This window comes from Paenibacillus xylanilyticus (assembly GCF_009664365.1).
Lineage (GTDB): Bacteria > Bacillota > Bacilli > Paenibacillales > Paenibacillaceae > Paenibacillus > Paenibacillus xylanilyticus_A.
The window spans coordinates 221208-234862 of the sequence record NZ_CP044310.1; the positions used below are offsets into that span (position 1 = coordinate 221208).

13 protein-coding genes are annotated in these 13655 nt (G+C 48.4%); 12 read left to right on the plus strand and 1 reads right to left on the minus strand.

Going from position 1 to position 13655, the window contains the following annotated elements:
- The first annotated feature begins 78 nt into the window (after window positions 1-78).
- The 10 genes from F4V51_RS01040 (at window position 79) to F4V51_RS01085 (ending at window position 10098) form a co-directional block, all read left to right on the plus strand.
- A complete protein-coding gene (locus F4V51_RS01040) occupies window positions 79-291 on the plus strand; it encodes a hypothetical protein (protein WP_153976516.1) in 213 nt (70 codons plus the stop codon).
- Between the two features lie 171 nt (window positions 292-462).
- Entirely contained in the window at window positions 463-1167 is a 705-nt protein-coding gene (locus F4V51_RS01045; protein ID WP_153976517.1) for a PspA/IM30 family protein, read from the plus strand.
- A 40-nt stretch (window positions 1168-1207) separates the two neighbouring features.
- Window positions 1208-2239: a TFIIB-type zinc ribbon-containing protein gene (locus F4V51_RS01050; RefSeq protein WP_153976518.1), complete on the plus strand. Its 1032-nt coding sequence runs from the start codon at window positions 1208-1210 to the stop codon at window positions 2237-2239.
- A gap of 38 nt (window positions 2240-2277) precedes the next feature.
- Entirely contained in the window at window positions 2278-3036 is a 759-nt protein-coding gene (locus F4V51_RS01055) for a TPM domain-containing protein (RefSeq protein ID WP_416226527.1), read from the plus strand.
- Between the two features lie 47 nt (window positions 3037-3083).
- Entirely contained in the window at window positions 3084-4106 is a 1023-nt protein-coding gene (locus tag F4V51_RS01060; protein ID WP_153976519.1) for an SPFH domain-containing protein, read from the plus strand.
- Between the two features lie 198 nt (window positions 4107-4304).
- On the plus strand, window positions 4305-4532 hold the full coding sequence (locus F4V51_RS01065) for a DUF896 domain-containing protein (RefSeq protein ID WP_095293145.1): 228 nt from the start codon (window positions 4305-4307) through the stop codon (window positions 4530-4532).
- A 102-nt stretch (window positions 4533-4634) separates the two neighbouring features.
- Window positions 4635-5591, plus strand: coding sequence for a ring-cleaving dioxygenase (locus tag F4V51_RS01070; RefSeq protein ID WP_153976520.1), 957 nt, complete (start codon window positions 4635-4637; stop codon window positions 5589-5591).
- Window positions 5592-5693: 102 nt separating this feature from the next.
- Window positions 5694-6782, plus strand: a complete 1089-nt coding sequence (locus F4V51_RS01075; protein WP_153976521.1) for a low temperature requirement protein A — start codon at window positions 5694-5696, stop codon at window positions 6780-6782.
- Between the two features lie 224 nt (window positions 6783-7006).
- A complete protein-coding gene (locus F4V51_RS01080) occupies window positions 7007-9790 on the plus strand; it encodes a glycoside hydrolase family 3 C-terminal domain-containing protein (protein ID WP_153976522.1) in 2784 nt (927 codons plus the stop codon).
- A gap of 116 nt (window positions 9791-9906) precedes the next feature.
- On the plus strand, window positions 9907-10098 hold the full coding sequence (locus F4V51_RS01085; RefSeq protein WP_095362005.1) for a hypothetical protein: 192 nt from the start codon (window positions 9907-9909) through the stop codon (window positions 10096-10098).
- 292 nt (window positions 10099-10390) lie between these two features.
- Here the strand turns inward: F4V51_RS01085 and F4V51_RS01090 are convergent, their stop codons facing one another.
- Window positions 10391-11323: a helix-turn-helix domain-containing protein gene (locus F4V51_RS01090; RefSeq protein ID WP_153976523.1), complete on the minus strand. Its 933-nt coding sequence runs from the start codon at window positions 11321-11323 to the stop codon at window positions 10391-10393.
- A gap of 138 nt (window positions 11324-11461) precedes the next feature.
- Between F4V51_RS01090 and F4V51_RS01095 the strand changes: the two genes are divergently transcribed.
- Window positions 11462-12178, plus strand: a complete 717-nt coding sequence (locus tag F4V51_RS01095) for a copper homeostasis protein CutC (protein WP_162009872.1) — start codon at window positions 11462-11464, stop codon at window positions 12176-12178.
- A 15-nt stretch (window positions 12179-12193) separates the two neighbouring features.
- Window positions 12194-13654: an alpha-L-fucosidase gene (locus F4V51_RS01100; RefSeq protein ID WP_153976525.1), complete on the plus strand. Its 1461-nt coding sequence runs from the start codon at window positions 12194-12196 to the stop codon at window positions 13652-13654.
- Window position 13655 lies beyond the last annotated feature (1 nt).

Below are 13655 nucleotides of genomic sequence, written 5' to 3' on the forward strand. Positions count from 1 at the left end.
CGGAAGTTCGGAATCCATTTTTTCAAAATGAATACATAAGCATCAACGATGGAAAAGGAAAGAAAGGAGCGTCATGCGATGTCAGCATTTCGTGAAGCGGTAGAGCAGGATCATATCATTCAATGCGTGGTTAATGAGTTTACGTGCAGAGTGCTCTGGAGCGAAGGTCGTCCATGTCTGGAGTATCAGCACGAAGAGGATCTGAAGCATATTACGGCATATGTTGAGGCAAACTTTGGCGTAGAACTGCTGGATGTATTCTTTACCGCGGTGGAGAGTCTTCCCGCCTGATCTGGATAGCCATACCCGTTAAAAATGGATAGTGTAGCATAAGATAACCATCAGCAGGAGCTGGTGGTTTTTCATTTGGGAAATGTCGTCCAATCCAGGGAAATGAAACCTCGTTCTTGGAATTCATGTATTATAGGGTATATGTAAACTTTTCGGAGGAGGAACGCAGGAATGGGAATCTTATCGAGGTTTAGGGACGTGATGAAGGCCAATGTGAACAGCTTGCTGGCTCGGGCGGAAGATCCGGAGAAGACTGTGAATGAATATATGCGGAGTCTGAGCAGTGATCTGGGACAGGTGAAGGCAGAGACCGCGGCTGTTCTGTCGGAGGAGAGCAGGGCGAAGCGAGCTTTGGACGAATGCAGTGCTGAGATGAAAAAATTGCAGCGGTATGCAGAGAAGTCGGCAGAGTCAGGCGATGAAGATAAGGCCCGGAGTTTTCTGGAAAAGAAAGTGAAGCAGACGGAGAAATGGAACGAATTACAGGCAGCATATGAACGTGCCTCCGCAAAAGCCAAAATGATGAAGCATATGAATGATAAATTGGTAGCAGATCTGGGACAATTGGAAGCCAGACATACCGAGCTGAAAGGCAGAATGGCAGAGGCGAAGGCCCAGCAGCAGGCCAATGAACGGAATGCTTCAGCAGGGAAAGCAAACGCGGCTTTTCAGGCGATGGAAGAGAAGGCCAATCAGGCCTTAAATGAAGCAGAAGCACTTGCCGAGCTCCGGGCAGGGAAGCAGGAAGATGATCTGGATGAACTTATTGCGCAGCTGGAGAGAGAAATGAACGCGGAAGCGGGTAATAGTGACAATAAGGCTCCGAGTGCGGAGGAAGAACTCGCAGCAATTCAGGAGAAGCTAAAGAATAATTAGGATGGATACGATTATATTTCGTTAATATTGAGGTGAGCAGATGCCAGTTATTGAATACAAGTGTCCCAACTGTGGCAGTGGTATGGTTTTTGACAGCGCGACAGGTTCATTATCCTGCCCGAGCTGTGGGCGACAGGACAACATTGAGCAAATCCCGGACCCGCTGAAGAAACAGGTATTCACGGAAAATGAAGTGAAGCAATATCACTGTAACAGCTGCGGCGCGGATATCGTTACAGAACCGGAGACGAGCGCAACCACGTGCAGCTTCTGCGGAGCGGCAGTTGTGCTGAGCGATCGGTTGACGGGTGATCTGGCACCCGTCATGGTTATTCCTTTTTCCATCAGCAAGGAGCAGGCGAAGCAGGCATTCAAAAAGTGGTGCCGGAACGGCCTGCTGACCCCGAGCGGATTCATGAGCGCAGACCGGATTCAGAATATTACGGGGATGTATGTGCCGTTCTGGTTATATGAGCTACATAACAAAATCGAAGTTCACGGCCGCGGAACCAAGGTGAGAACCTACACACAAGGCGACTACCATTATACGGAGACACAGCATTTTGATATTTACCGGAAAATCCGGCTCAACTATGTGAATCTGCCCATTGATGCTTCGGAGAAAATGAAGGATGAGCTGATGGATAAGCTGGAGCCATTTCCCTATAATCAGCTGAAAGAGTTCAAGACCCCGTATCTTGCGGGATACATTGCAGAGAAATACAGCTACACCGATGAAGAGTTATATCCGCGGGCCAAGGAGAAGACCAGATCTTATATTGATTCATATATTGCTTCAACCGTATCCGGATATAACAGTGTAAGCTACACGGACAAACAAATTGATACGACGCTTAAAAATGCAGACTATGTGCTGCTTCCCGTATGGATGGTCTATTATGACTTCAATCATGCCCAATATACCTTTGCCATGAATGGCCAAACGGGAAAAGTGGTCGGCAAACCGCCCATTAGTAAAGCCAAAGTGGCTGGATGGTTCGCCGGCGTTTCGGCCGTCTCCTTATTATCCTTGAAACTGATCTCCTGGATGATGGGAGGTGGGTTCCTGTGAAACAGGTCAAACAGCTTGCAATGGTGACCACGCTGGTAATGATGGTGTTTAGTTTGACATTCTCCTTTTTGACTGTTCAGACTGCCTCGGCAGCCGAGGGTAAAAATCTCATCTATGATGAGGCTAATCTGCTGAGTGAGCAGGAGAAAAGTGAATTGAACGCACTGGCGAATGAGTATGGAGCCGAGAGGCAGACAGATTTTATTATCCTGACAACAAACAATACAGACAATCAAGATGTGGAGCTGTTGACCGAGGACTTTTACGATGAGCAGGGGCTGGGATTTGATAAAGTTCACGGAAATGCTGTCATATTGACGATGGATATGAACTTCAGAGAAGTGTACCTGGCCGGATTTTATAAAGCAGAAGATTATCTGGACAGTGGACGGCTCGATGCTATCCGCAGCAGGATCACTCCGGATTTGTCTAACGGGGATTATAAGCTTGCTTTCGAGAAATATATAAGGCTCTCTTACGAGTACATGGGGTACAGACCGGGTGTGAATCCAAATAATATTTTGTTCAACGGTTGGTTCCAACTAGTCGTGGCTGTTGCCATCGGAGGCATCGTAGTTGGAATCATGGCCTACCGTTCAGGAGGGCGGGTTACCGTCAATCGAGCAACATATGAGGATTCCAGTTCCTCCAGTGTAATTGATCGACAGGATCGGTATATCCGTACCACGGTCACCAAACGAAAAATAGAAAGAAACAATAACAACGGCGGAGGTGGCGGTGGTGGAGGCACCACCCGTGGCGGCCACTCTCACAGTGGAAGTAGAGGTTCGTTTTAGTATTTGAACGTTTGGAGCAGTACCACATAGAAGGGATGGGAACGAATATGGGATTTTTCAAAAATCAATTTTCAAATGTAGTGGAATGGGAAGAATTCAGAGATGACATGATTTTCTGGAAGTGGAGCAACCGGGAGATCAAGAAGGGCAGTAAGCTGATTATCCGTTCGGGTCAGGATGCGATCTTTTTGAACAACGGCAAGGTTGAGGGAATCTTTGAGGATGAGGGTTCGTTTAATATCGATTCCGAGATCATTCCGTTTCTGTCTACATTAAAAGGATTTAAATTCGGGTTCAACAGCGGCATGCGGGTCGAAGTGCTGTTTGTGAATACAAAGGAATTTACCGTTCGGTGGGGAACGCAAAGCCCTGTACTGATTCCAACACCTCAGCTTCCGGGCGGAATGCCGATTCGGGCCAACGGTACGTTCAACTTCAAGGTGAGTGACTACGTCACGCTCATTGATAAAATTGCTGGCATCAAGCAGAGCTATCTGGTCGAGGATGTCAAAATCCGCATGACTTCTGTACTGGATCAGCTGCTTATGAAGTGGATCAGCCGTGAGGGCAAGGATATGTTCAACTTGCAGGCGAACGCGTCGGAGATTGCAAAAGGCATTCAAGAAGACCTGGATATGCAAATGATGGACATCGGAATTGGCATTACCGGATTCCAGGTGATGAGTTTCAATTACCCGCAGGAGATCCAGGACATGATCACGAAGACCGCTTCGCATGAGATGATCGGTAATTTGCAGAAATACCAGCAGGTTAGCATGACGGATGGCATCGCATCCGGCAAGGTGAAAGGCGGCGGCGCAGCATCGGATATGGCGGGCATGATGATGGGTATGAATATGGCTAACGAAATGATGAAGAACATGAGCCAGAATCAAGGCCAGAATCAAAATAATAATAACAACAGTTCAGGCCAAAACACGGATCAACCATCCGCGCCCAAGGAAGGAGCTTCTTCCGAGGGGGCCAAGAAGCCGAACTTCTGTCCGAACTGTGGTGCCAAAAATGAAGGAGCCAACTTCTGTCCCAACTGTGGTCAAAAGCTGGTTTAACATAGCGGAATTGAAAAAGGGCTCACATCGGAGTGGAAACTCCGTATGGGTCCTTTTTTTCTTTTAATATTTCATTTTGATAAAAGTGTTGACAATACTCCCAAAATGATTTATCTTTAATTTAAGATATTTAATTCAAAGAAAAATGACACCAAAGAATAATATCTGAATCCAATTACAAGGAGAGAGATCAAGATGATGATTCCAACATTGACCAGAATAAATGAACTTTCCAGAAAAGCTAAAGAGGCAGAACTGACAGAGATGGAGAAAGCGGAACAAATTCGTCTGCGCCAGGAATACCTGCAAATCTTTCGCGGTTCGATCAATGATATTCTGCTGAATGTCACCATCTATGATCCGAACGGCGATGACGTTACTCCCGATAAATTGAAACAGGAACAAGCAAGCCAAAACAACAACTAAATTCAATCGGTCATATATCTTAAAATAAAGATAATACAAATTACAATAAATAAAAAACTAAAACCACCATATCCAATTCGAAAATCCAAGGAGGAATTTATTATGACACTTCAAACTGCAGGTATCCATCATATTACGGCTTTTGCGGGCGATCCACAGGCCAATGTCGACTTTTACGCTGGGGTTCTGGGACTTCGTCTCGTGAAAAAAACAATCAATTTCGATGCACCAGATGTGTACCATCTGTACTTCGGGGATGAACAAGGCAGCCCGGGAACCATTATTACCTTCTTCCCATCTGCCGGATCACCTCGAGGCAAAATTGGCGGTGGCCAAGTCGGCATTACCTCTTATGTCATTCCTCCTGGGACTATTGGCTTCTGGCAGGATCGGCTGGAACGTTATAACATTGAGGTAACCAAAACAAGTCGCTTCAATGAAGAGCTTCTTCAATTCGAAGACAGTGAAGGCTTGCGGCTTGAGCTTGTTGAACGGGAAGAAGGTGCTGCCAGCACATGGGAGCATGAAGGCATTCCGGCAAACAAAGCAATTAAAGGCTTCGGCGGTGCTGTATTATTCAGTGTGAATCCGCAGAGAACAATGGATGCGCTAGAGAACATTCTGGGATTCGTCAGAGTCGATGAAAATGAAGAGTATGCCCGTTTCCGTTCCAGCGGAGATATCGGTAACGTCGTGGACGTTCCAGTTACCCGCATACCTCTGGGTGTAGGCGGCTCAGGCACAGTACACCACATTGCGTGGCGTGCCAAAGATTTTGAAGAGCATGAGGCATGGAGAGGGGCCGTATACCAATATGGCTACCAACCAACCCCAGTCCGCGACCGTCAATATTTCAATGCCATCTACTTCAGAGAAGCAGGCGGAATCCTGTTTGAGATTGCAACAGATCCACCGGGATTTGCCAAAGATGAACCTGCTGATGCACTCGGAGAGAAATTGATGCTGCCAGAGTGGTTCGAACAATATCGTGAACAGATCGAAGGCAATCTGCAGCCGATTGTGGTAAGAACGTTGGAACCTGCAACAGCTGCTCAGTAACGGACAATATAAACCATAGCGGCCAGAACGATGTTCCGGCCGCGAATGGATTAACTTTTACATAAGACAAATGAAGACTTGAACCCAAAGGAGCATCGAAGGATGATGGAGAAAAAGGTTACCTGGCTGGAGCTGTTTTACGATCTGCTCTTCGTCGCAGCCGTATCCAAGGCAGGACATGTCCTGCTGCATGCCGAACACGGCGTTATTTCGTTTGAATATCTAATGAAATTTGTATTGATCTTCATCCCCGTCTGGTGGGCATGGGTGGGCCAGACCCTATTCATTAATCGATACGGTCAGGATGTCCTCAGCCATCGCATCTTTCTCATCCTTCAGCTTCTGTCGGTTCTCGTGATGACGGCAAGTCTTTCGACTCATTTTGATCAGTATTACCTGTCATTCTTCGTAGGATATATCGGTTCAAGGGCATTTACCGCGATTCAGTATCTTACGGTTCACAAGTCCAAAAGCACACATCAACAACAGGCCGCCCGCTATCTCGGGATCTGCTTTATCATCGGTATTCTGATCTCCTCCGGTTCCCTGTTCTTCGATTCCTGGGTGCGCTACCTCGTGCTGTATGCGGGGATTGCCGTTGATATCGTACTGCCGCTGATTGGGCGCAAAAATCTGGTGAAGGTACCGATCCAGACGCATCACCTGCTCGAACGCTTTGCACTCTTTACACTTATCCTGCTCGGTGAGTCGGTAATTAGTATTATTGCTGTACTGCAGGCAGATCACTGGGATCTGAGATCCATCCTGTTTGCTGCTTTTACTTCCATATTCGTCATTGCGATGTGGTGGCAGTATTTCGATAACGTGGAGAAAAAGGTCAGCAAGGAAATTCAGACGGCCGGGCAAGCGATCATCTATGGCCATCTGTTCATCTACATTTCAATGAGCATGATCGCCGCTTCCATTCAACTGCTGTACCTGAATGAGCTTAACTATGTATTCATGCTGGGTTTTGGCTTCGGATCTGTACTGCTGTACTTCCTGTCAACCTCGCTCGTGTTCCATCGTTACCGACATGCGCACTTAAGACTTCGTCCGGTTCATCTGGTAACGATGGTTGGCGTGCTGGCTGCATTTGTCATTGTAGATCTGATCTATCAGGTTCCGAACTACGTTATCGTGGGTGAAGATATGTTATTCTTCCTTCTATATGCGAAGCTGACGACTTGAGTAGCAGTTTGAAATGAATTTATAAGTCACGGACGGATTGCGTTCGTGGCTTTTTGGTTTAATTTTTCTAAAATGTCATGTCGACAATGTGAAAAAGCGGTTTCTTGAGTTATTTTCTTCTATAGAATCTGTTAATATGGGACTATGTACAAGTGAATCTACCAAATCACTGAATAGGGATAGCGATTCATGGATTATGGGGAGAACAATCAGGAGGGAAATCATTGAGTACACATCAAATCGGGGTTCCATTGGAAGGGTTTGCAGAATTTAGTCGCACGGTTGCCGCAGAAGGCGCGGTACTATTGAGAAACGAAGGTCTGGTACTTCCTCTTCGTGACAACGAAAACGTTTCAGTTTTTGGCCGGATTCAAGTTAACTACTATCGCAGCGGCACAGGTTCAGGCGGAAGCGTGCATGTAGCATATACAACGAACCTGCTGGATGGGCTTCGCAGCAAGAAGAATATCACTGTTAATGAAGAGCTGGCAGCCGTTTACGAAAAGTGGATTGAGGAAAATCCATTTGATGATGGCGGTAAAGTATGGGCCGCTGAGCCTTGGAACCAGAAGGAAATGCCTCTGACCGATGAATTGGTTGCACAGGCAAGAAGCAAGTCCGGCAAAGCCATCGTGGTCATTGGACGTACTGCTGGGGAAGATCAGGATAATGCCGATGCACCAGGCAGCTACCAGCTGACTGAAGATGAGAAAGCGATGCTGAAGCAGGTTACAGCGCATTTTGAACATACCATTGTGGTACTGAATGTCTCCAACATTATCGATATGAGCTGGTTGAACGAAACGTATGTACACCCGATTCAGGGCGTTATCTACTCCTGGCATGGTGGTATGGAGGGTGGTAACGCAATTGCCGATGTACTGGCGGGTGACGTTACACCGAGCGGTAAACTGACGGATACGATTGCCTATTCCATCGAAGATTACCCTTCAACAATTAACTATGGCAACGAGTTCAAGAACCTGTATCAGGAAGATATTTATGTAGGTTATCGTTATTTCGAAACGTTTCGACCTGAAAAGGTGCAATTTGAATTCGGTTACGGCCTGTCTTATACGACGTTTGCCATTCAGCCGCAAGATGCTCGCACGATTTCCAGAGAAGGCCAAACCTTCATTGAAGTTCGTGTAAACGTGACCAACTCGGGCACAACATATGCGGGCAAAGAAGTTGTACAGGTGTACTATGAAGCACCACAGGGCAAGTTGGGACAACCTGTGAAAGCTCTGGCTGCCTTCGGCAAAACAGGACTGCTCCAGCCTGGAGAATCAGAATTGCTGACGGTAAGCTTCCCGGTACATACCATGGCATCCTATGATGATGCAGGCGTCACAGGATATGCATCTGCTTACGTTCTCGAAGAAGGCACGTATCGATTGCATGTCGGTACCAGTGTAAAACAAGCTGACCACATCGAAATTGACGGTCAGGATGGGTACATCGTAGAAACGATTCAATTGGTAGAGCAGCTGCATGAGGCGATGGCTCCAACCGAAGATTTCACTCGGATGAAGCCTGGTGCTCGCAAGGCGGATGGGTCGTACGAGCTCATTTATGTAGACGTGCCGAAGCGTCAGATTTCGATGGCAGACCGGATTGAGCAAAACCTGCCTCAAACGCTGGAGCAAACAGGTAACCAAGGTTACAAATTGAGCGATGTCAAAAACGGAAAAGTCAGTCTGGAAGCCTTCGTTGCCCAATTGAGCGATCAGGATCTGGCTGCGATCGTACGAGGCGAAGGTATGAGCAGTCCGCTTGTTACCTCCGGTACAGCGTCCGCATTCGGTGGTGTCAGCGACAGCCTGTTTAACTACGGCATTCCTGTAGCCTGTACAGCGGATGGCCCGTCCGGCATTCGTATGGATAGTGGGGAGAAAGCGACACAAGTCTCGATCGGTACGCTGCTGGCAGCAACATGGAATACCGATCTGGTTGAAGAGCTGTACGTCATGGAAGGCCAGGAGCTGCTGAGAAATCAGGTCGATACCCTGCTCGGACCTGGACTCAATATTCGCCGCAGCCCGCTCAACGGTCGTAACTTCGAGTACTTCTCTGAAGACCCGCTGATCTCGGGTGTGTTTGCGGCAGCTTGCACCAAAGGTATTATGAAGGGCGGATCCAACGCGACCCTGAAGCACTTTGCCTGCAACAATCAGGAGAAACACCGCAGCAAGGTCGATGCTGTAGTCTCGGAGCGTGCCCTGCGTGAGATATACCTGAAAGGGTTCGAAATTGCCGTGAAACAAGGCGGCGCCAATTCTATCATGACCTCCTACAACCCGATTAACGGACACTGGGCTGCATCCAACTATGATCTGAACACGACGATTCTTCGCGGAGAGTGGAATTTCGACGGGATTGTTATGACAGACTGGTGGGCCATTATGAACGATGTGGTCGAAGGCGGAGAGGCTGACCGCAAATATACAAACTGGATGATTCGTGCCCAGAACGATCTGTACATGGTTGTGCCGAACTATGGCGCAGAGATTAACGGCTGGGATGATAACACGATTGAATCCCTGGCAAATGGAACCCTGACACGCGGAGAGCTCCAGCGCTCGGCGATCAATATTTGCAAGTTCATCATGAATGCACCGGTTTCCTCGAGAAAACACGAAATCGTGGAGAACGTGGCTTCCTTCCAGGCCAATGCATCCCTTGCTGCCGACCGGGCCCAGGCTCTGGCTGAGAATGCACAGGTGAAGCCTGCTGTAAGCGAGCCAGTCTACATGAAAGTGGACGAGGCAGGCCAATATCGGATTATCGTACAGATCATGTCCCCTGAGCCGGAACTGGCGCAAAGCGCATGTAATGTGCTTTTGAATGACCAGTTGATGACGACCATTCAGACCAATGGTACAGAAGGCAAATGGATCAGACAGAAGCTTGTAAAAGTAGAGCTGGAAGCAGGGCTGTATGAGTTGAAGCTGGACTTCACCAAACCGGGTCTGCAGATCGACTGGATTGAATTCAAACAGGTCTAGCACAGGCATATAGTCATCCCGTGATGGGCATGTTGTCACTGGACAGGCTGACTGTTATGATGTTGTTAGGAGATCCTGGAATTCTGAACAATCTGGTCAGGAGTGTTGCGAAGGATATGAGAAGGTATAATTTTTGGAGTCCAATCCTGCTGATTGCAGTGGCGTTGATTGTAAGAAGCCTGGTAACCAACCTGGGTATGCTGTTCGGCATGTCGCAAGAATCAGCTAGTAGTATCGCCATGATTGCCATGGTGATTGCCGCACTTATTATGTTTAATCGAATGACGAAGGCTCGTCGCAAAAAATAAAAAAAGCCTGGATGACCAATTAGGAAATCAAGGCAAGATAGACACCCTCCGGGGTGTCTTTTTTTGTATTGACGTGCTGAACCTAACGTTTTAGACTAAACCTAAATCATGATAACGATATTTAGATAACAAAAATAACAAATTAAACAATAGGTTAAATCTCACAATTACATGGGAACGCAGAGGACAGAAAAAACGGAAGAGGCGAAGGGTTCCCCTCACCCTGGATATTAACCTTCAAAGAGTGAGGAATAAGGACCGCCAATGCACAAATGATGCGCTTTGACGGTCCTTATGTCATAGGGCGTGGACGGAACTGGTTCGGTGAGAGTCCGGTACCCCGTCTGAATTGCCTGGAGAAGTGGCTCACGGAGTGATAGCCAAGTTCATCTGCGATATCCTCAATGGTCTTGTTGGTACTGACGAGCAGTTGTTTTGCATGGTTAAGCTTCTTCTCCGTGACATATTGCCGAGGGGAGATACCGTATATTTCTTTGAATATTTTGGTGCACTGGCTGCGGCTGAGATTCAGCTCCTCGGCCATCTGTGAGATGGAACCTTCACTCGAGATCATGTTCAGCAGCTGCTCTTCGATGCGATGTGCAGTATCAGCCTTATGCATGGTGACCTCCGGTATGGCGTCCGGGATAGAATCAGCTTCTTCGGATTGCAGCAGGATGATCTCCTGAATGATCAGGAGGATGTAGGCTTGCAGCGCCATTTTCTGAACAGAGGTCAGGGTGATTCTGGTTTCTGAGCCATTTGCAGCTGACAGGGAAGTCGAGGACAGACTGTGCTGCATCTCCCGTTCAATCTTGGCTACATAGGCAGGCAGTTCAGTGGCAGCTGCCTTGCTGTGGGGAATCAGGCGATATTCCTGCTGGCTCAGCGTTCTTCGCAGCTCGGAATCATCTATGTCGAAGTGAATATTAAAAAAGTCAAAGCGTGAATGATGGATCGGCTCCATGTCGCCTGTGGACTCGCTGGTATGGGCGTTCTCCATCTGGTGTCTGGCACCTGCACGGATGAAGAACCAGTCTCCTGGACCAAGCAGAATTTCATCCGCACCGATCAGCATTCTGCCTTCTCCAGATTGGCAATACAGAACTTCATATAAATGATGATGGTGTTTTGGATAGACCCAGCCGGGTGGTTTTCTGCCAAAATGACAACCCGTAACCTGCAGTGTGCTCGTCATATTGGGAAAGATCACATCCGTATCCATGGAATCACCGCCTTGAACTTGTTGTCACAGATTATACCACTCGGCCAGTAGGCACAAAAGGTCAAAAAACCGGACGCTTTGTGAATGGTGAGAAGCCTCAAGGACTTATATATTGGAAGGAACGAAGGGAGTTATCCAATGAAGAGACAGCCCATATTGGAAGTGATTGCAGTAGATGCAGCAGACGCCAGGGCAGCCGAGCAGGGTGGAGCAGATCGAATTGAACTGGTCTCTGCCATGTCTGAAGGAGGCCTCACCCCCAGCGTTGGCATTACCCAGCAAGTGGTGTCCCAAGTTTCCATTCCGGTATACGTGATGATTCGTCCGCATAGCCGCTCGTTCTGCTATAGCGCCGAGGACATCCGTGTTATGACCCAGGAGGTGCGTATAGCTAGAGAACTTGGAGCATCTGGCATTGTAGTCGGTGCCTTGTCGGAAGGCGGAGAGGTTGATCTTGCAGCCATGGAGTCATGTCTAGCCGAAGCACAGGGACTTGGGGTTACATTTCATCGGGCCATAGATGTGAGCGTAAGTCTGACAGGAACACTCCATTCCATCAGCACGTTGGGACCGGTCGAACGTGTACTGACATCTGGAGGAAAACGCACAGCACCTGAAGCCATTTCTGAATTGAAACAGCTCCATGAACTGAGTCAGGCGTTGGATATAACGGTAATGGCTGGCTCAGGGGTAACCTTGGATAGGATTAGGGATTTGGTAAGGCAAACGGGTATCACGGAAATACATATGGGTTCAGGTGTCCGATATGAAGGCAGTTTTCATAAGCCCATTCATCCGCAGATGGTTGAAGAAGCCAAGCAGCATCTGTTAAGTGCATTCCAATCCACGAAATGACGGGAGTGATACACGATGAGTCATGGCCTGCAAGCAGCCGATTGGGTCAAAGCTGCAGCACAAGTCAGTCCTTCCAAGCGCCAGCTGGAATGGCAGGAGATGGAGTTCTACGCCTTTATTCATTTTACGGTAAATACATTCACGGATTGCGAATGGGGGACTGGCGAAGAAAGCCCAGCAATCTTCAATCCTTCGGAACTCAGTGCAGAGCAATGGGTAGAGACGTGTAAGGCAGCAGGTATGAAGGGATTGATCCTGACATGCAAGCATCATGACGGGTTTTGTCTGTGGCCAAGTCAGTTTACCGAGCATACAGTCGCAGCCAGTCCGTGGAGAAGCGGCACAGGTGATCTTGTAAAAGAAGTGGCCGATGCCTGCCGTGAGGGCGGGTTGAAATTTGGCATTTATTTGTCCCCCTGGGATCGTCATGAGGCATCATACGGGGATTCAGAGAGGTATAACGAGTTTTTCCTCCATCAGCTGCGCGAGCTGCTCACCAATTATGGCGATATCTTCTGTGTGTGGTTTGACGGAGCATGCGGCGAAGGTCCGAATGGCAAAAGGCAGGTCTACGACTGGGACGCTTACTATGCGCTTATCAGGGAACTCCAGCCGGAAGCTGTGATCTCGGTATGCGGCCCGGATGTCCGCTGGTGCGGCAACGAGGCTGGTCATACACGTGATTCGGAATGGAGTGTTGTGCCGGCGCATATGCAGGATAATGAGAAGATTCAGGAGCAGTCCCAGCAGGTGGATGATGGGGAGTTTGCTAGAAGGGTCAATACGCAGGACAGTGATTTGGGAAGCAGAGAGGTTATCCGTGATCTAGGTGACCAACTGATCTGGTACCCTGCCGAGGTGAATACATCCATTCGTCCAGGGTGGTTCTATCATGCAAGCGAGGATACTCAGGTCAAAACGCTAGAAGAGCTGCTCACCGTTTACTACGGCGCAGTAGGGGGCAATGCCAGTTTTCTGCTCAACCTGCCGCCGGATACGCGTGGCCTTATTCACGAACGGGATGTGGAACGGCTGCAAGAGCTCGGAGATGTTCTGCGTACCACGTTTCAGGAAAACCTGGCATGGCATGCACAGGCTGAAGCATCGGAGACGTTGGATGAACAACATGAAGTCTTGCAAGTGCTGAGTGAACACCGGGATACGTTTTGGTGTCCGCGCGAAGGAACGGAGCAGGCGTGGATTGAGGTGGATTTGCTGACGGAGACAACGTTTGACCGGGTTGTGCTGATGGAACAGATCCAGATAGGTCAACGGATTGAGCGTTTTAAACTGGAGGTTAGCAGGCCAGACGGTACCTGGGATGAGATATATACCGGAACGATTGTAGGGTACAAACGAATTTGCTGCTTTCCGAGAGTCACATCGAGAAGGGTTCGACTAACCATTCATCAATCCAGGTGGTACCCTACGTTGTCCAGGCTGGGTGTTTATCTGAGCGAGCGGGGAGAGGTGTAGC

Excerpts from the sequence above, each read along its gene's own strand:
- F4V51_RS01085 (WP_095362005.1), top strand. The coding sequence starts at position 9,907 with ATGAGAAGGTATAATTTTTGGAGTCCAATCCTGCTGATTGCAGTGGCG.
- F4V51_RS01095 (WP_162009872.1), top strand. The coding sequence starts at position 11,462 with ATGAAGAGACAGCCCATATTGGAAGTGATTGCAGTAGATGCAGCAGAC.
- F4V51_RS01040 (WP_153976516.1), top strand. The coding sequence starts at position 79 with ATGTCAGCATTTCGTGAAGCGGTAGAGCAGGATCATATCATTCAATGC.
- F4V51_RS01100 (WP_153976525.1), top strand. The coding sequence starts at position 12,194 with ATGAGTCATGGCCTGCAAGCAGCCGATTGGGTCAAAGCTGCAGCACAA.
- F4V51_RS01055 (WP_416226527.1), top strand. The coding sequence starts at position 2,278 with ATGATGGTGTTTAGTTTGACATTCTCCTTTTTGACTGTTCAGACTGCC.
- F4V51_RS01045 (WP_153976517.1), top strand. The coding sequence starts at position 463 with ATGGGAATCTTATCGAGGTTTAGGGACGTGATGAAGGCCAATGTGAAC.
- F4V51_RS01090 (WP_153976523.1), bottom strand. The coding sequence starts at position 11,323 with ATGGATACGGATGTGATCTTTCCCAATATGACGAGCACACTGCAGGTT.
- F4V51_RS01060 (WP_153976519.1), top strand. The coding sequence starts at position 3,084 with ATGGGATTTTTCAAAAATCAATTTTCAAATGTAGTGGAATGGGAAGAA.
- F4V51_RS01075 (WP_153976521.1), top strand. The coding sequence starts at position 5,694 with ATGATGGAGAAAAAGGTTACCTGGCTGGAGCTGTTTTACGATCTGCTC.
- F4V51_RS01065 (WP_095293145.1), top strand. The coding sequence starts at position 4,305 with ATGATTCCAACATTGACCAGAATAAATGAACTTTCCAGAAAAGCTAAA.
- F4V51_RS01070 (WP_153976520.1), top strand. The coding sequence starts at position 4,635 with ATGACACTTCAAACTGCAGGTATCCATCATATTACGGCTTTTGCGGGC.
- F4V51_RS01050 (WP_153976518.1), top strand. The coding sequence starts at position 1,208 with ATGCCAGTTATTGAATACAAGTGTCCCAACTGTGGCAGTGGTATGGTT.